General features: G+C 40.1%; 17 protein-coding genes and 1 riboswitch. Of the genes, 6 read left to right on the forward strand and 11 right to left on the reverse strand.

What is annotated here, in order from left to right:
- Positions 1-11: 11 nt before the first annotated feature.
- The 8 genes from moeB to ACZZZW_RS00495 form a co-directional block, all read right to left on the reverse strand.
- Positions 12-1,049: a molybdopterin-synthase adenylyltransferase MoeB gene (gene moeB, locus ACZZZW_RS00460; RefSeq protein WP_463491978.1), complete on the reverse strand. Its 1,038-nt coding sequence runs from the start codon at positions 1,047-1,049 to the stop codon at positions 12-14.
- Positions 1,043-2,167, reverse strand: a complete 1,125-nt coding sequence (gene thiH / locus ACZZZW_RS00465) for a 2-iminoacetate synthase ThiH (RefSeq protein ID WP_055902673.1) — start codon at positions 2,165-2,167, stop codon at positions 1,043-1,045. The genes moeB and thiH overlap by 7 nt, the downstream gene beginning before the upstream one ends.
- Positions 2,160-2,924: a thiazole synthase gene (locus ACZZZW_RS00470; RefSeq protein ID WP_055902676.1), complete on the reverse strand. Its 765-nt coding sequence runs from the start codon at positions 2,922-2,924 to the stop codon at positions 2,160-2,162. Before ACZZZW_RS00470 ends, thiH begins: the two co-directional genes overlap by 8 nt.
- 10 nt (positions 2,925-2,934) lie before the next feature.
- A complete protein-coding gene (locus ACZZZW_RS00475) occupies positions 2,935-3,570 on the reverse strand; it encodes a thiamine phosphate synthase (RefSeq protein ID WP_055902679.1) in 636 nt (211 codons plus the stop codon).
- 10 nt (positions 3,571-3,580) lie between these two features.
- On the reverse strand, positions 3,581-4,183 hold the full coding sequence (locus ACZZZW_RS00480) for a thiamine phosphate synthase (RefSeq protein ID WP_463491979.1): 603 nt from the start codon (positions 4,181-4,183) through the stop codon (positions 3,581-3,583).
- Positions 4,184-4,189: 6 nt separating this feature from the next.
- On the reverse strand, positions 4,190-6,073 hold the full coding sequence (thiC, locus tag ACZZZW_RS00485; protein WP_055902684.1) for a phosphomethylpyrimidine synthase ThiC: 1,884 nt from the start codon (positions 6,071-6,073) through the stop codon (positions 4,190-4,192).
- An 83-nt stretch (positions 6,074-6,156) separates the two neighbouring features.
- A complete protein-coding gene (thiS, locus tag ACZZZW_RS00490; RefSeq protein ID WP_055903075.1) occupies positions 6,157-6,360 on the reverse strand; it encodes a sulfur carrier protein ThiS in 204 nt (67 codons plus the stop codon).
- 61 nt (positions 6,361-6,421) lie between these two features.
- Positions 6,422-6,510: riboswitch (TPP riboswitch) on the reverse strand.
- 311 nt (positions 6,511-6,821) lie between these two features.
- Complete coding sequence (locus ACZZZW_RS00495) at positions 6,822-8,492, reverse strand: S8 family serine peptidase (RefSeq protein WP_463491980.1); 1,671 nt, start codon at positions 8,490-8,492, stop codon at positions 6,822-6,824.
- A gap of 331 nt (positions 8,493-8,823) precedes the next feature.
- Here ACZZZW_RS00495 and ACZZZW_RS00500 point away from each other — a divergent pair, with 331 nt between their 5' ends.
- Positions 8,824-10,125, forward strand: coding sequence for a leucine-rich repeat-containing protein kinase family protein (locus tag ACZZZW_RS00500; protein ID WP_463491981.1), 1,302 nt, complete (start codon positions 8,824-8,826; stop codon positions 10,123-10,125).
- Between the two features lie 87 nt (positions 10,126-10,212).
- Here ACZZZW_RS00500 and ACZZZW_RS00505 read toward each other — a convergent pair whose 3' ends face one another.
- On the reverse strand, positions 10,213-10,875 hold the full coding sequence (locus tag ACZZZW_RS00505; RefSeq protein ID WP_463491982.1) for a DUF1349 domain-containing protein: 663 nt from the start codon (positions 10,873-10,875) through the stop codon (positions 10,213-10,215).
- Positions 10,876-11,053: 178 nt separating this feature from the next.
- On the opposite strand from ACZZZW_RS00505, the gene ACZZZW_RS00510 reads away from it, so the two are divergent.
- Positions 11,054-11,620 carry a Crp/Fnr family transcriptional regulator gene (locus ACZZZW_RS00510; protein WP_055902691.1) on the forward strand — a complete coding sequence of 189 codons (567 nt, stop codon included), beginning with the start codon at positions 11,054-11,056 and terminating at the stop codon, positions 11,618-11,620.
- A 511-nt stretch (positions 11,621-12,131) separates the two neighbouring features.
- Here ACZZZW_RS00510 and ACZZZW_RS00515 read toward each other — a convergent pair.
- The gene (locus tag ACZZZW_RS00515) at positions 12,132-12,998 is read right to left on the reverse strand and encodes an aldose 1-epimerase family protein (protein ID WP_463491983.1); all 867 of its coding nucleotides are present in this window, start codon (positions 12,996-12,998) and stop codon (positions 12,132-12,134) included.
- Between the two features lie 247 nt (positions 12,999-13,245).
- Between ACZZZW_RS00515 and ACZZZW_RS00520 the strand changes: the two genes are divergently transcribed.
- The gene (locus ACZZZW_RS00520) at positions 13,246-13,575 is read left to right on the forward strand and encodes a hypothetical protein (RefSeq protein ID WP_055902699.1); all 330 of its coding nucleotides are present in this window, start codon (positions 13,246-13,248) and stop codon (positions 13,573-13,575) included.
- Between the two features lie 69 nt (positions 13,576-13,644).
- Here the strand turns inward: ACZZZW_RS00520 and pepT are convergent, their stop codons facing one another.
- Positions 13,645-14,898 (reverse strand): peptidase T, encoded by a 1,254-nt coding sequence (gene pepT, locus ACZZZW_RS00525; RefSeq protein ID WP_463491984.1) that lies wholly within the window; start codon positions 14,896-14,898, stop codon positions 13,645-13,647.
- Between the two features lie 59 nt (positions 14,899-14,957).
- On the opposite strand from pepT, the gene ACZZZW_RS00530 reads away from it, so the two are divergent.
- From ACZZZW_RS00530 to ACZZZW_RS00540, 3 genes are read left to right on the forward strand one after another with little or no spacing between them, the layout of a single operon-like run.
- Positions 14,958-15,689, forward strand: a complete 732-nt coding sequence (locus ACZZZW_RS00530; protein ID WP_463491985.1) for a hypothetical protein — start codon at positions 14,958-14,960, stop codon at positions 15,687-15,689.
- Between the two features lie 28 nt (positions 15,690-15,717).
- Positions 15,718-17,457, forward strand: a complete 1,740-nt coding sequence (locus tag ACZZZW_RS00535) for a M14 family metallopeptidase (RefSeq protein WP_463491986.1) — start codon at positions 15,718-15,720, stop codon at positions 17,455-17,457.
- A 4-nt stretch (positions 17,458-17,461) separates the two neighbouring features.
- Positions 17,462-18,076: a rhomboid family intramembrane serine protease gene (locus ACZZZW_RS00540; protein ID WP_055902711.1), complete on the forward strand. Its 615-nt coding sequence runs from the start codon at positions 17,462-17,464 to the stop codon at positions 18,074-18,076.
- The last annotated feature ends 141 nt before the right edge of the window (positions 18,077-18,217 follow it).

Consider the following 18,217-nt stretch of genomic DNA (forward strand, 5'->3'; position numbering starts at 1 on the left):
AAACTCAAAAATCAGATTCCATTTTTAAGGCTGTAGACCTCACCTGTGTAATTTCTCTTCAATATTTGCGCAGCCATTTTACTCCTTTGTCCGGTTTGGCAATAGCAAACAACTGTTTTACTTTTTGGAATGGTTTCAATTGAGTTTTCAAGATCGTATAATGGAATGTTGATGCCGCCGATATTGTAATCTTCATGTTCGTAATCCTCGCGCACATCAATCAGTACGATTTCTTTTGAATTTGTTTCGAGCCAATTGTTCAACGTTATTTTGTCGATTTCTTTTATCGAATCGCCCTTTTTCAAAACATTTATATCTCTGGTTTCTGCTTGCTTTTCTGATGCGATATTAAATACCATAACAGAATTATTCAGCGCATTAATTGTCATCAGCTTTCCAGATAAGGTTTCTCCGATACCGGTGATTAACTTTAATGCTTCGTTGGCCATATATAAACCAACAATACCAGGCAGCAGGCCAATTACACCACCCTCCAAACAGTTGATATTTTCGGTTGGTGGATCAGGATAAAGATTTCTATAATTAACACTTCCAAAGTGGTTAAATACAGCAATTTGCCCTTCAAACTGTAATATCGACCCAAATATGAGTGTTTTATCCAAGCTTACGCAGGTATCATTTACCAGGTAACGGGTGCTAAAATTATCAGAGCAATCAATCACCAACTCATAATCCCTGCAAATATTTATGGCACATTCATCGGTAAAACGTTCAGCATAAGCCTTAAGCTTAACATGCGGATTAAGTAGTGTAAGTTTTTTAACCGCCACCTTTGCCTTTGGCTGGCCAATATCGGTATGGTTATATAAAATCTGTCGGTGCAGATTACTCAATTCCACCATATCATCATCCACAATGCCAATTTCGCCAAATCCAGCCGCAGCCAGGTATTGCAAAACCGGGCAGCCCAATCCGCCGGCACCAATTACCAGCACGCTTGCCGCTTTAAGCTTTTCCTGCCCGGCCAAACCCAATTCTGGTAAGATCATTTGCCGGCTGTAACGGCTTAATTCTTCCTTTATCAGCATTTTTTATTAATTAAACTCATATCCCAATCTTTCCAGATCGGTTCATAACCTTGCTTTCTGATCATGGCTGCAATTTCCTGCGCGGAGCGTTCATCAGATATTTCGAACTGCTCTAATGATTGCGGCTCTACTTCATATCCTCCTGGATTGGTTTTAGAGCCTGCACTAATAGCGGTAATGCCCAGCTTAATTACCTGGTTTCTGAAAGCCATTGTTTCCCGGGTGGATATTGAGAGTTCTACTTCGCTATTGAATAAGCGGTAAGCGCAAATCAACTGTACCAATTCCTTATCGTTCATTACCACCTTAGGCTCTAAACCACCGCTAAAAGGCCGCAGCCGGGGGAATGAGATGCTAAATTTACTTTGCCAATACTGTTTTTCGAGATAGGATAGGTGTAGGGCCGTAAAAAAAGAATCAGTCCTCCAGTCTTCCAGTCCGATGAGTACACCCAGCCCCATTTTATGGATTCCAGCCTGCCCCAATCGATCAGGTGTTTCCAAACGGTATAAGAAATTGGATTTTTTTCCTTTGGGGTGGTGTTTGCGGTAATCGTCCTGGTGGTAAGTTTCCTGGTAAACCAGAACGGTATTCAGGCCGTGGTGAATCAGCGTTTCGTAATCTTCTACATCAAGCGGTTGTACCTCCATAGAGATATGGGCAAAATGAGGACTGATCAGATCCAAAACTTTTTTAAAATAATCGGTATGCACACTTTGGTTGGCTTCGCCTGTAACCAGCAAAACATGCTCGTAACCCATGCCCTTAATTACGGCTACTTCCTGCATAATTTCCATAGGGTTCAGGGTTCTTCGCCTCACTTTATTATCGTAGCTAAACCCACAATAAGTACAAATGTTATTGCACTCATTGGAAAGATAAAGCGGAATGTACATTTGGATTACCCTCCCAAAGCGATCCAAGGTTAGCCTTTGACTAATCTGTGCCATATCCTCTAAATAAGGCATTGCAGCAGGCGAGATCAAGGCTTTAAAATCATCCAGACTGCGTTGCGAATTGCTCAATGCCCTTTCTACATCGGCTGCAGTTTTATCATATATACTGGCCTTGGTATCGTCCCAATTATAGGATTCGAATATGTTGTTAAAGCTATTCATCAAGAAATGCGGTTAGTGGACTGCTTGCTGCTGCATATTGTTGCTGGCCTCCCAGTTTAGCTTCAAAGGCCATTCTACCTGCTTCTACAGCCAGTTTAAATGCGGTAGCCATAGCAGTTGGGTTTTTAGCGATGGCAATTGCGGTATTTACCAACACTGCATCGGCGCCAATCTCCATGGCTTTTGCGGCATCAGATGGTGCGCCTATACCAGCATCAATAATAACAGGTACCCTGCTCTGGCTAATAATAATCTCTAAAAAATCAATGGTTCTTAAACCTTTATTGCTACCAATGGGCGATCCGAGCGGCATTACAGCAGCGGTACCTACATCTTCTAAACGCTTACACAAAACAGGGTCGGCATGAATGTATGGAAGTACCACGAAACCCAGTTTAACCAGTTCTTCAGTCGCTTTCAGCGTTTCAATCGGGTCGGGCATCAGGTATTTCGGATCGGGATGAATTTCGAGCTTAATCCAGTTGGTTTCCAAGGCCTCGCGCGCGAGTTGAGCTGCAAAAACAGCTTCTTTCGCATTGCGCACACCAGAGGTATTGGGCAATAAATTGATATGCGGATGTTTAAGGTGATGGAGGATATCATCATCTTTACCTTTTAAATCTACACGTTTAAGCGCAACGGTAACCAGTTCGGAAGCCGAAGCGATTAATGCACTTTCCATCACCCTTGCCGAACTGAATTTTCCGGTTCCGGTAAAAAGTCTGGAGCTAAATGTTTGATCTGCTATTGTTAACATATCTGTAATTTTAATGCGAATGGATGTTAAATTTGCTGTTGATTTCCTCTAGCACAACCGAGGTTTGAATCTGGTTGGTAAGTGCAGCCGATATAGCAATTCCGTAAATTCCGGTTTCTAGAATTGCCGGAATATCTGCCGCTTCAATTCCTCCAATGGCCACAATTGGCGTTTTTATGTTAGCTTGACGAACTTTTTCCATCAATTTCCGGTAACCGGCCAAACCTACAATCGGACTCAGATTTTCTTTAGTACGGGTAAAACGGAATGGACCCAAACCAATATAATCTGCCCCTTCGGCTACCCTTTGCTGTATATGCTCGAATGTGTTGGCCGTACCACCGATAACCTGTTCCGGATTGATAATCTTCCGCGCTTCCAGAATGGGCATATCCTGCAAACCAAGGTGCACACCATAACTACCCACCGCCTTGGCCAGGTGAGGATAATCATTTATAATAAGTTTGGCTCCATAACTTTCGCATAATGCCTGCGCGGCTTTGGCAAAAGGGAGAATCTCAGTTTCCGAACTGTTTTTAATGCGGAGCTGAATCCATTTGCCGCCAGCCTTAAGCACCTGCTCAATGGCATCTATATGGGTTCCAGTTTGAGGGGCTTGTGAGATATATTGTAATGGCTGAATCATGTTCACGTTTTTAAAGATTTTGAGTGTAGCTTTGACATTCGAGCTGTGCTTTTTTGAAAGTATTTAACGCCTCCGAAAGGTTATTCCAAATGGAACCAAGTAGGGCAACCCCATCAAAATTCATTTCCTTTACCACACCGATTTCCTTTATGCCAATGCCTCCAAGGGCAATGATTTTAGGTTGACCGGTCTTCTTTTCCAATTGAAAACCTGATGGGATAACACTTTGATAACCCGGCTTGGAAATGCTGTTGAATACTGGTCCGAAAAAGCTGTATTTATATTGCTGGATGGCACCGATAGCTGATAACTGATGGATAGAGGTACTGAATATAAAGTTCTGAGGCAATTCCTGCTCACCTCTGTTTTTTCTGAAACTGTCGGTATGGTGAATTCTGTTAATGTTGTAATCTTTGGCCAGTGTATGGTAATGGTGTAAGGCAATCTGCGGATGGTATTCGGGTAAAATCCCCTCAATAATATCCCGATAGGCAGCTTCATCAGCATTTTCTTTCCGCAAGTGAAAAACCGCTAAACCTGCTTCAAAAAGTTGGTTTATCAGAAGGCTTTCTTGCTTAAAAATTGTTGGTTTAGCAATTACAATCAGTTCCATAATGGCTTAAGAATAAATTTCGCTGCCTTTTTCTGTAAATTCCTTTGATTTTTCCTGCATCCCTTTGGCTAAAGCATCTTCTGCCTCAACACCTTGTTTTGCAGCATATTCGCGTACATCCTGCGTAATTTTCATAGAGCAGAAATTTGGGCCGCACATGGAGCAGAAATGTGCAATTTTAGCACCCTCAGCAGGCAGTGTTTCATCATGGAATTCTTTTGCGGTATCAGGATCGAGTGATAAGTTAAACTGGTCTTCCCATCTGAATTCGAACCTTGCCTTGCTTAAGGCATTGTCGCGGTATTGCGCACCGGGATGGCCTTTGGCTAAATCGGCCGCGTGGGCAGCAATTTTATAAGTAATTACACCATCTTTTACATCTTTTTTATTCGGCAAGCCCAAATGCTCCTTAGGGGTTACATAACAAAGCATGGCAGTACCGAACCAACCGATCATGGCAGCCCCGATGGCCGAGGTAATATGATCATAACCCGGCGCAATATCAGTGGTTAACGGACCCAAGGTGTAAAATGGAGCTTCAGAACAGTGCTCAAGCTGCTTTTCCATATTGGCTTTAATCAGGTGCATAGGCACGTGGCCCGGGCCTTCAATAATGGTCTGCACATCGTGTTTCCAGGCAATTTTGGTGAGTTCGCCGAGTGTTTCGAGTTCTGAGAACTGTGCGGCGTCATTTGCATCGGCAATACAGCCTGGTCTTAATCCATCCCCTAACGAAAATGCAACATCGTAAGCCTTCATGATCTCGCAAATCTCTTCAAAATGGGTGTACAGGAAATTCTCCTTATGATGTGCCAAACACCATTTGGCCATAATGGATCCGCCACGAGAAACAATACCGGTAATTCGTTTGGCGGTTAATGGCACATAACGGAGCAATACGCCAGCATGAATGGTAAAATAATCTACGCCCTGTTCGGCCTGTTCAATAAGGGTATCGCGAAAAATTTCCCAGGATAAATCTTCTGCTTTTCCATTTACTTTTTCTAAGGCCTGGTAAATCGGAACGGTGCCGATGGGTACCGGAGAGTTGCGGATAATCCATTCACGGGTTTCGTGAATATTTTTTCCTGTTGAAAGGTCCATAATTGTATCGGCACCCCAACGGCAGGCCCAAACTGCCTTTTCTACTTCTTCTTCAATAGTTGAGGTAACGGCCGAATTGCCAATATTGGCATTGATTTTTACCAGGAAATTTCGCCCGATAATCATCGGCTCAAGCTCCGGGTGATTGATGTTGCAAGGAATCACTGCCCGTCCGGCAGCTACCTCTGTTCTTACAAATTCGGGGGTGATGTATCCTTTTGGTGTATTGGCGCCAAAGCTATTGCCCTGGTGCTGATGGTTCATTACCTCGTGCTGGCTGCCCAGTTGTTCGTTCAATAGATCAATCTGCTGATTTTCCCTGATGGCAATATACTCCATTTCGGCCGTTATAATGCCTTTTTTAGCATAATGCATTTGCGATACATTGGCACCTGCTTGCGCTTTATAAGGTTTATTGGTGAAGTTAAACCGCAGCGAATCAAGCTTCTCATCAGCCAAACGCTGCTGCCCGTAAACAGAAGAAAGCACCGGAAGCTCTTCCACATCAAGCCTGTTTTTAATCCACTGCTCCCTTAAGCGCGGCAACCCTTTTTTAACATCAATAATAACATTAGGGTCGGTATATGGGCCGCTGGTATCGTAAACGGTTACCGGTGGGTTAGGCTCGGTTAGGCCAAAACCGTTGTGGATTTTTGTTTCTGTTAAACTGATCTCCCGCATGGCTACCTGTATATTGTGGATTTTTCCGGGAACAAAGATTTTTCGTGATGCCGGAAAAGGACTGCGGCTAATGACTTCCTGGTTTGGTGTTTTTTCTTGTTTCATGTGGTAGTTTGAATATTGAATGATTGAATGGGGATATAAGAGATGTAAAGAATGAATTGAAAGTCATACATTCACTCGTTCTTTTACCCCCCTTGCGTGGCTTTTATGAGTATAATCTGATCGCCATGACTTAACAGATGGCCAGCCCAGCCCGATTTGGGAATGATGTTTTGATTTACCGCAATGGCAAGTCCGTCGGTTTCTAAAAGTAGAACAGTAGCAAATAGCTGTTCGATGGAACAGGTTTCCTTTAGCGAATGATTCTGATTGTTTATAGTTACTTCCATATTAAAAAATTTGGAAAAACTATAGAGATTGCCCCGTATTGGGGATCGAAAAGACAGCAATGGTATTGCTTTCACTTTTCCCTTCGGCAGTACTAACTGCATCAGGTTCAAAGGGTATTTCTCAGCACGTAGGCACCCCTAAAGTTTTTTTGTAAATATATAGGATTAAATTTCTAAAGCAAATAAAAAATAGTATAGATAAAATCTATATGATATGAAGACTAATATAGAGATGGCATAAAAATTTTAGAGAAACAAATCTCCTGAAGGTATTATCATCCGATAGCTATCTGATAACGAGTCCTTTAGCGGAGTCTGTCAATAACTGTTTACGAAGGGTCTTTTCCAATTAGCGTAATGTCCGGAAAAGATCCCTTACTGCGTTAAGGATGACAATCCTGGTGATTAAAACACTAATTTTTCATTCCCCAATCTTCGCTCCCTTTCTCTCGAACAAAAATCTATCTTGATGCAGTGATTGTTTTGCTTAGGTCCATCGCTTTCTGCATATCAGCAATGCCATATCCGAATGGAACTTCCGGTTTTCCAGCACGGTCTGCAGACTTTCTAATAACCTCCATAAGCTCCTCATTGGTAAGTTTAGGGTATGCTTGCCATAAACATGCGGCCAAGCCACACATAATCGGACTGGCGTACGAGGTTCCACTACGTGTTTCACTGTTCCCACTCTCATTAATTACACTTGCAGTACCACCTAAAGCTACTACATCAGGCTTCATCCTGCCATCTACCGTGACGCCCCAAGAACTAAAGGCACTAATTTTCAGGTTGCTGTAAATAGCCCCTAATGTAAGTACGTGAGGGGAATCGGCAGGGGTACCTACCCAAGTGTTTTCATTCCCGGCACAGTTAACAATAAAAATGCCTTTACTAGCTGCTACATTAGCACCACGTGTTGCTAAAGCCGTTTTCCCATCCATATCTTCAAACTTATATCGCGTATATGGGTAATAAAAACCTGTAGAATAAGAAAGAGATGAGTTAACAATATCTACCCCAACACTATCGGCATACTCAATAGCATTTACCCAATAATCTTCTTCGATAGGATATTCGGTAGACTCATCTTCACTGCGCAGCAACCAGTAATTTGCTTCCGGAGCGGTACCCACATAGTTGCCCGGCTGGTTGGTGGCCATGCATGAGGTTACCCAAATGCCATGACTGTCTACACTATAAGGATTATCATTTTCGTACACAAAAGACTTTGCCCCTTTTACATTTACATTTTTTAAAGCAGGGTTAGTTTTGAAGTTAATAAAGCCGGCATCGATCACCGCAATATCAATTCCTTCCCCTCTAAAACCTTTATTATGTAATGCCTGGCCATTATTAATACTAATATTGGTTAATGCTGAGCCATAATTTAATGATGCGCCTGGAGTACGGTTAGCACCAATTTGTGGCACATCTACATACTTAGAGGCGGTTGTTACTTCTTTTCTCTTTCCTTCCCACACCAGAATTACCTCTTTTACAAAGGGCAGCGCTTTGTATTTGTCGATTAAGAATTCATCTGTACAATTTACACTTACAGTGTTCAGCCATTTACTTTTAGCTACAATAGTGCCGCCCACCTGTTGTATTGCTTTTAGGTATTCGGGAGAAATTGGTAAGTCTGACGCATCGATTGGGATGTTTCTCTTACGTCTCCGTTCAATTGCTTTTGGAGAAAGAAATGATTCTGGATTATTGATCGATAAATTCGATTGTCCTTTGTCTTTGAGCACCAAACGAAATTTATAGTCGTTGCCGTCGGTAACCACAACCTTGCATTTGGCTACGCCTTTACCATTAACCAATGTAGCTAAAACATAAGTTACTCCAGCGGCATCGGGCCAAACGACACCTTCATCCGTTACCCTGGCAATCCTTGGGTTCTCAGAACTCCAAACAACTGAATCAGACTCGCCAGAAAGTAAATTTTGAATTTTTACGGTTAACCTGGCACCAAAAAAACTATCGTTTGCGAGTTTTACCTCACCTGGCTCTATCGATATTGTAATAGCGGGTATGACTGGGGTTTCTGGCACTTCTGATTTTTTACAGGCAGAAAATAAAAAGCAGAATAAAAAAGGGATGAGATAAAGGCGATGGGCGTATAAATTCATGACGAACTTTAAAAATAATAATATCTTTTACAGAAAAAGAAACTCACTTTTAAAGCTACATTCTTCTTCATAGATTTTACAAGTATAAGGTAATTGTGCGGATTGCAGACATACATAAATAAAAAAACTACTTATATAGTAATATAACACATATTATATTTATCAACCCAGGTATTCAACCTGCACGCTAATCCATCCATCCACACCTACCGCCTTATGCAAAATGCAAAACTTCCTTATAGCGGTAGAAAACACCATCAATTTACAGCCGATCTTTATTAAAACGAGTCATATAGCCTATCTTCGTTCCAAAATATTAAACCTCATACCTATGCAAACCCTGTTGGCGCTACAAAGCGGTAAACTTAAAGGAACAGTATCTTTGAAACTTTCGGAAAACCTTACAGATTTTCCGCAGGAAATATTTGAGCTCGCCGATACACTCGAAGTGCTCGATCTTTCTTTTAATAAGCTGAGTACACTACCTACAGATTTCGGCCGGTTAAAAAAGTTGAGGATTTTTTTCTGCTCTGAAAACCTTTTTACCGTTTTACCGGAAGTACTTGCCGATTGCCCTTTGTTGGATATTGCGGGTTTTAAATCCAATCAGATTAAAACTGTGCCTTCAAAATCCATTAATCCAAATTTGCGCTGGTTGATTTTAACCAATAATAATATCGCCGATCTACCAAAAGAAATTGGGCTTTGTACACGCATGCAAAAATTAATGTTATCGGGAAACCGTTTAGCAACATTGCCCGAAGAATTGGCCAATTGCAAAAACCTGGGTTTACTTAGGATAGCAGCAAATAAACTCCATGAATTACCAAAATGGATAAGCACAATGCCGAAACTATCATGGATAGCTTTTTCTGGCAATAATTTTAGTAAAACCCCAGCTGTTGAAACACTTTCATTGATCAATTGGCACGATTTAGAAATCAGTCATTTGTTAGGTGAAGGCGCATCTGGCATTATCTCAAAAGCGAGCAGAACCATTGGTGATGAAACGAGTGAAGTGGCTGTTAAAATTTTTAAGGGCAGTGTAACCAGTGATGGATTACCAGAGGATGAAATGACCGCATATATTGCTGCCGGATACCATCCGGGCCTTGTTAACCTGATCGGGCAGATTGCACACCATCCTGAAGATAAGAAAGGCCTGGTGATGGATCTTATTCCTCATCATTTTTACAACCTGGGCAATCCACCGAGTCTCGAAAGCTGTACAAGAGATGTTTTCCCGGCCGGGATGCAGTTGACAGAACAGCAGCTGTTAAGCATTGCCAAAACCATTGCCTCATTAGCTGCACAATTACATGAGGCAGGCATAATGCATGGCGACCTATATGCACACAATATCCTGATTGATGAGCAGGGCAGCACGTTGTTTGGCGATTTTGGCGCAGCAAGTTTTTACGATAGAACAGCTAATAAAACCGCTTTCTTGCTGGAGAGGATTGAGGTAAGTGCTTATGGTTACCTGCTTGATGACCTGTTATGTTTAGCTAAGGATACTGCAAACAAAAAAGTATTAGCCGATCTTACAGCCATAAAAGATGCCTGCTTAGACCTATTGCCATCAAACCGGCCAGGTTTTGAAGATGTAGTTAACGCACTGGCAAAGATTTAGTGCCAATAAGTTGTTAGTCTGAACTTGTCGAAAAACTTTTATGTACTTCAACAAGCTCATGATGACCATAAAATAAGTTGATTGATCTTAATTCTGCTGTTTTTTTGCCCAATCCAGTCTGCGCTGATCAGGTGTAGGGGTTACCTTAAAATTTTCAAATGTGGCGTTAAAACCTTTTCCATCCGGGCAGGCAGCCACAAGGCCAACCATTACCGGCGCATTATCTTTAAAATAGCAGGTACGGAGCATGGTATATTTTTTATCATCCAACGAATAAAAAATCTCTACTGCATCCAGCTTTCTAACCGCTTTCATCCATATAGATGTAGGCGCCTGCGATAGCTCTACTACACTCCAGTCGCTGGTTTTGTGCGTAACCACGGCACTCACATTCTGTTTTCCATTTACAAATTCTACACCAGATTTTATCCATTCTTCCTCATTGATGCGCAGCATAATGCCCATTTGATCGAAGGTGGTTACATAATTCCCCGTAATTTTTACCTTCACCTCAAATTCACCACCATAGGTAGCATAATAAAAAGGAGCATCATCAACAGTAAAACCATAATGTGAAATGCGCCAATAATCTGTTTTGGCCGGAACAAACATGCTGAAAGTATTTTTATCCTTAATTTCCCACTTTTCAGGCTCATTAAACCAGTTCATTTTGGCAAGACTTTGTGCTGCTGATTTTTGTAAATTTAAGGAGAACAATACGCAGATTGCGGCTAATAATTTAAGTTTCATTTGTGTGTTTGTGGTTGATTTTGTGTCTTTGTGTTTTACAAACCTAAAGCAAGTTGTAATTTTTACAAAGGACATACATCACTATTTTATTGTGACCATTATCACGCATAGCGGGCTGATCAGATACAGGGAGTATAAATCTGCAAGAAATATTACATTTGTTTTGTTGTACGGAAACATGGAAACAAATTTTTTAAGGGCGCATATTGATCAGATCGTTTGTTTAACAGATGAGGAATTTGCACATGCCAAATCTTTTTTCACCAGGCGGAAATATAAAAAGCACCAATATATTATTCAGGCAGGTGAAGTAAACAGCTGTGAACATTTTGTGGTGAAAGGAATTGTAAAATCTTCTTATACCGACCACGAAGGCAAAGAATATATTTTACAATTGGCCATGGAAGAATGGTGGTTTTCAGATCCTAATGCTTTTAATACCGGAACGCCTGCAACACTAAATGTAGATTGCATCGAAGACACAGAAACGCTTTCTATCTCATTCGACAACAAGGAGAAGTTGTGTGCCTCCTCGAGAAAAATGGAATACTTTTTCAGGAAAAAATACACCACCGGCAATATGGCCTTGCAAAAGCGGGTGCTCGCACTGTTGAGCAATAATGCGGGCGAGCGCTACAAACAATGGCGCAACCAATACCCAACTTTACAAAAAAGAATTTCTAAAACCCTTATTGCCTCATATTTGGGCGTTACCAGAGAAACTTTGAGCAGATTATCAGTCTGATCAACAATGCTTAGTGCTTCTTAAATTGATTAATGATCTGTAATCTTGAGACGGAATTAAAACAAAGTGGCTGATAAATAACAGGGGAAGCAGCTATTCACTTTTATCACATATGTAGCTAAGGTATTATTTTACAGATGAATAAAACTGAACGGAAACTTTTCGGCTATCTTTTTCATATTTGTATCAGGGTATTAAACAATTCATTTGAATTACTTCTCAATCGTCCCAATGATAATTTTAAAGTTCAATGAAACACGTTCTTCTTAAGAGCGTGTTTTTTTATTAAAAAAGCCTTCCATTGCAGAAAGGCCTTGTGTTTAATCTAAATCGTCCCGTTGATTTAATTTTAACGTTATAAATATAGTTATCAACGCATTAACAACAAATTAAAAGGTAAAAATACCCTGATATGGCAGTAAAATCCCTATAAAACTAACCCCATTTTCCACAAAAAAATGCCTGAGTAAATAAAGCTGATAAGTACTAAACTGAAAATAAAAAGATCAGCCTAAAAACATTCAACTTCCCAGAAACGCGACCAACTTTCGAGTGCTCCAAGCTTAACAATGCCTTCCTTATCTGTTAATTCCTGGTTGTGGTTAACGCCATCCGCAACGCCGCACCAAGGTTCTAAACAAACAAAAGGAGCATCAGTAGCGGCCCAAATGCCAAAGAAAGGAAAATCTTCAAAATGGAAATGCAGTCCATAATCATTTTTGGTATTCAGCAAACTGATGCAATTACTTTGCAGGGTTTTAAAAACCAGTGCATCATTATAAAACAGATCATGTGTTAGGTTTAACCTATGACTGCCAAGTTCAATATCCTGGGTTTCATTTGCCACCAAACCATCTTCCAACTTCCAATAAGTTAATTTCTCATCGGCGTTGAAAGCAAGATAATAATCCTCGTAAACGGTATTTGGCGTATTAGGAACCACAAATGCAGGGTGTGCGCCTATGGAAAACAAAAGGGTTTCTGTTCCGGTATTGATTACCTCATATGTTAAATTCAGTTTCCGATCAATCAAACGGTATTTAAGTTTCAACTCAAAATAAAAAGGATACACTTTTAAGGTATCTTCATTTTGGGTTAAGGTAAAAGTGGCTTCGGTTTCACTTGTTTTCTCGATGTTAAAAACATGATCTCGGGCGAAACCGTGCCGTGGCAACTCATAATGCTTGCCTTGATAACTGAAATTGTTATTTTTTAATGAGCCCACTATCGGGAATAAAACCGGGCTATGCTTTGCCCAATATTTTGGATTGGCATCCCATAAATATTCCAGGTTGGTTTCCTTGCTAAATAGACCTTGAAGTTCTGCACCTTTAGCCGCCAGGCTAACTTTTATATAATCGTTTTCGAGAGTTATCATTGCCCCCTAAATTAACAAAAAGATGTACTTTAAAAACATCTTTTTTATTAATTTTGATGATCACCTTAAAATATAGTCCACGACAAAAATCTCCAACAATGGCCATTAAAATTTTAAAAAGCAGTTATCGTTGTTGCGCTGTTTATGATGTATGCACAGCTTCTAGCTAAATTTTAAGCTCAAAAAAGCTTAATAGCTTCTTTATTTATATTATCAAGCGGATTAAACCGCTAAAAATCAGAAAACCATGGCGATAGATTTATCAAAATTATCGAACACAAAAGTGAAAGCCGCTATAACTGCGCTACAAAAAGGAGATGAAAAAACCTGGTTTCCTTTGTTTGCCTCAGATATTTCCTTTTATGATGATGGAAACCAGATGAAATTTAACAATTTCTTTAAAAAAGCATTGGGTCATGAGCGTTTTACCAATATTGATAAAGTTGAAAACAATGGCCTGGATGTGTATGGCAACTTTCATTCCGACCAATGGGGTGATTTCAAAACCTTCTTTAAATTTCAGTTCAATAAAGAAGGAAAAATAAACAGACTGGATATCGGGCAAGCCTTCTATTAAGTTTGGAGTTGGGCGTTTGCACTTGGATACAGCTCCAAAGTCAAAACAGCCAACCCCAAACTGTTATCACTACCCGCGCTCTTCCCAAATACAGGCAATATTTATAATCGTTTGAACCGCCTTTTCCATATCCTGTACGCTTACCCATTCCTGTTTACTATGAAAAGCATGCTCACCTGCAAAAATATTAGGACAAGGTAAGCCCATAAAAGAAAGCCGCGATCCATCGGTACCCCCGCGGATGCTCTGCTGTTTAGCAATTACACCAGCCCTTTCTATCGCCTCTATTCCGTATTGAACAATTTTAGGATGCTGATCCAATATTTGTTTCATATTGCGGTATTGGGCTTTAATTGCCAAGCTATAGCTGGAGTTTGGATATTTAGCCATTACTTTTTTTACTGTTTCTTCCAAAAACAGACCATGTGCGGCAAGGTTTTCGTCGGTAAAATCTCTGATTATAAATTGTGCTTCGGCTTCCTCCACTTGTCCGCTAATGCTTACCGGATGAATAAAACCTTCTTTTTGTGCTGTAGCTTCCGGAGTTAAAGCATCTTTCGGTAATGAATCTAAAACTTCGGACAAAATTTTTATCGCACTCTCCATTTTTCCTTTTGCAAAGCCAGGGTGGGTACTCACGCCATAGATTTTAAGGGTAGCACCATCCGCAGAAAAAGTCTCATCTTCAATGGAACCCAATGTTTCTCCATCAATGGTATAACCAAAATCGGCACCCAGTTTTTTTAAATCCACTTTGTCTACACCTCTTCCAATTTCCTCATCAGGGGTAAAAAGAATTTTAATTGTTCCATGTTTTACATCAGGGTTTTTCATCAAAAAAGCAGCTGCTTCCATAATTTCTGCCAAACCAGCCTTGTTATCGGCTCCCAGCAGCGTTGTACCGCTTGCAGTAATGATATCATTCCCAATTTGGGATTTTAGATCTTTGTGCGCTGATGATTTTATTACTATTTTATTATCATCAGGCAAAATGAGGTCTTGCCCTTGATACTTGTCATGTATAATAGGCTTCACGTTTTCACCACCGCAATCGGGAGAAGTATCCATGTGCGAACAAAAGAATATTACCGGCAATGCTTTGGTTGAGTTTGGAGGAATGGTGGCATAAACATACCCGTTTTCATCCATTTCTGCATCATTGAGCCCAATGTCCAGTAATTCCTGAACCAATTCCCTTGCCAGGTTCTTTTGCTTTTCAGTTGATGGGCAAGTTGAAGAATCTGGATCCGATTGGGTATCAATTTTTGCATATTTTATAAATCTTTGTTCTAAAGATTTGTTAAAGTTGGTGTAAGTGCTCATAATTCAAAGGTAAAAGTTATGGATATTCGATAAACATATTATTTTTGTAAAAAAACAATATGATTTTAAATTTGCTGAGAGCTACATATATATCCCTTTTGCTTGTTTTTACAGGAAGTTTTTCTTTTGCCCAATCCAATTATTTTAAAATGTCGTACGGCTTTGGAGGAGGCGTAAACAAATCATATACAGATGTATATAAAGGAAGCATTGGTTACACGGCTTACGGCGTTTTCGATTATCATATTACACCTTTTGTAACCATAGGTTTGGAAGGACAGATAGGAAGGGTTCAGGGAGGAAATGTCCAAACCGATCTGCATAACCGCCAGTTTGTAAATCAGTACTCAGCAATTTCAGCGAATGTAAAGCTGATGCTTGGCGAAGTTGTCGATTATGATAAAAGTGAATTTCTGTACAACATCAGAGGCTTGTATGCTGGTGTAGGTCTAGGTGTTGTTAACAATAACATTACCGATATTGTGCGATATAAACCACTTTGGGCAGCTTACGATCCGGGTTATGGCCCTTTTCCGGGAAAAGATAAAAGCCTGAACCTTTTGGTGCCTTTAAACTTCGGTTTTAATTATTATATCAATGATGGTTATGGCTATATGCGGTACATCATCAATATCAATGCGCAATCTAACTTTACTTTCGGAGAAGGTTTGGATGGTTACAACGATTCGAGCACCAAGTTTAAAAACTACTCTCCGGATGTTTACAATAGTTATACCATCGGCTTTAGGTACATGTTCGGAAAGATTAAAGTTTACCATAAAACGCTTTAATAAGCATTTCATTTCTTAGATTTAAAGCATGAGAAAATTCTTCGTGTTTTGTTTGCTCGCTATGCGACTAAAAGCAACTGCACAGAAAACCCCTTTCGAATTAAGTGGTAAAACCGAAACCACAACTTATCATGCAGCGATAGCTTACTACGAAAATCTGGCTAAAACTTATCCTGAGGCCAGGCTGCTTACCTATGGCAATACCGACTTTGGCAAACCATTGCATTTATTGGTGTTATCACATGATCAGGTTTTTGACCCATCAGCGATTAAAAAAAGTAACAAAAGAGTTTTATTGATCAATAACGGAATCCACCCGGGAGAGCCCGAGGGCATAGATGCATCAATGATGCTGGCCCGCGACCTGCTAAAGGGAAAAAAACTTCCAAAAGATGTGGTCATCTGTATCATTCCACTCTATAATATTGATGGCAGTTTTAACAGAAGTGGCACTTCTAGAGCAAACCAAAATGGCCCCATTGCTTATGGTTTTAGGGGGAACAGTAAAAATCTAGACTTAAACCGCGATTTCATTAAAACTGATTCAAAAAACTCAGCGGCTTTTCAACTCATTTTTAATACCTGGCAGCCCGAAATTTTTGTAGATACCCATACCAGCAATGGCGCAGATTACCAATACGTAATGACGCTTATTCCTACCCAGAAAGATAAGCTGAACCCAATACTTTCAGCATATTTAACGCAAACTTTGGTGCCAGATCTTTACAAAGGGATGGAGAAAATGGGCTACCCGATGATCCCTTATGTGAATTCGATCGGAGAAACCCCGGAAACGGGAATAACAGGATTTATCGATCCACCACGTTATTCAATAGGATATACAACCCTGCACAACGCCATTGGTTTTATGCCTGAAACGCATATGTTAAAATCATATGATTTACGTGTGGATGCTACCTATAAGTTGTTGCAGAATTATATCGGAATAATAGCACGCGATGCCAAAATTATCGGAGAAAATAAACGCAAGGCAGATGAACTAGTCAGTACACAAAAAGAATTTCCTTTAGATTGGAAGTTGAACAAAAGCGAAGTAAACGACCTTACTTTTAAAGGTTTTGAGGCGGGGCAGAAGCCAAGTACTGTAAGTGGTGCCGACCGTTTATTTTACGACCGCAACAAACCTTACACCAAAACCATTAAAGAATGGAATAAGTTCGAACCCGCCATTGTTGTACAAAAGCCTGTTGCCTATATTATACCAAAAGCATGGGACCGTGTAATTGCCTTGCTAAAGCTGAACAATGTTAAGGTTCAGGAGCTGGAAGCAGATCAGAAAATTGCTGTAGAAAGTTATTATATCGGCGATTTTAAAACCGGAACAAGGCCTTACGAAGGGCATTACCTTCATTCAGGTGTTAAGGTTAACCCTGTGCCACAAAACCAGCAATACTACGCCGGCGATTTTGTAGTGTACGTTAATCAACCCAGTAACCGTTATATTGTAGAAACATTGGAGCCACAGGCCACTGATTCATTTTTTAACTGGAACTTTTTCGATTCTGTTTTAGATATGAAAGAACATTATTCTGCTTATGTTTTTGAAGATACGGCAACGGAACTGCTTAAAAACAATCCGGATTTAAAAAATAAACTGGAAGCGAAAAAAGCTTCAGATCCCGAATTTGCAAAGAACGGTGCCGCACAACTTGAATTTGTGTATAAAAATTCTGATTATTACGAAAAAACACACAATAGATACCCGGTAGCCCGTTTGGTTACAGCCATAAAACTTGATTTAAAATAACCCAATGGAATACTTTAATATTGCACCCGTTGCCTCGGTAATTTTTGTTTTTACCATTATTACAAGCCTGTACGCTTTTTACGATCATTCGATCTATGGAAAGTTTATGCTGCATCCTTACACGGTATCAAAAGGACAAAATGTATATACTTTAATCACCAGCGGCTTGGTACATGCCGATTGGATGCACCTGTTTTTTAATATGTTTACCTTTTATGCTTTTGCTTTTACACTAGAGCGCTTAATGGGGAGCTGGCAATTTGGTTTATTGTACTTCTTGGGATTAATATTAAGTGATTTACCTACTGTAATTAAACATAAAGATAATTTCAACTATAATAGTCTGGGTGCTTCAGGGGCAATCAGTGCCGTGCTTTTTAGTTATATCTTATTTAATCCGATGTCTAAAATTTATATCATGTTTATTCCCATTGGAATCCCTGCTGTAGTTTTTGGAATTTTGTATCTAATTTATTGTGCTTATGCATCCCGCAACTCAAGAGATCACATCAACCACGATGCACACTTTTTTGGTGCCTTAACAGGATTGATTTTCACCATTATATTCGTTCCGGGTATTTTGCAGAATTTTATTGCGATGTTAACAGGAGGAAGATAATATCCTCTAGGAAGAATCGTCATTCCCCTGAAAACGGGAATCCTTTGCGATATATGATGGTTTTTTCCGCACGCGACCGTCATGATGAATTTATTTCAGGATCTTTCATATTAATAGTCCCTGAAATGAATTCGGGTTAAC

Source organism: Pedobacter sp. AC379 (assembly GCF_979258145.1).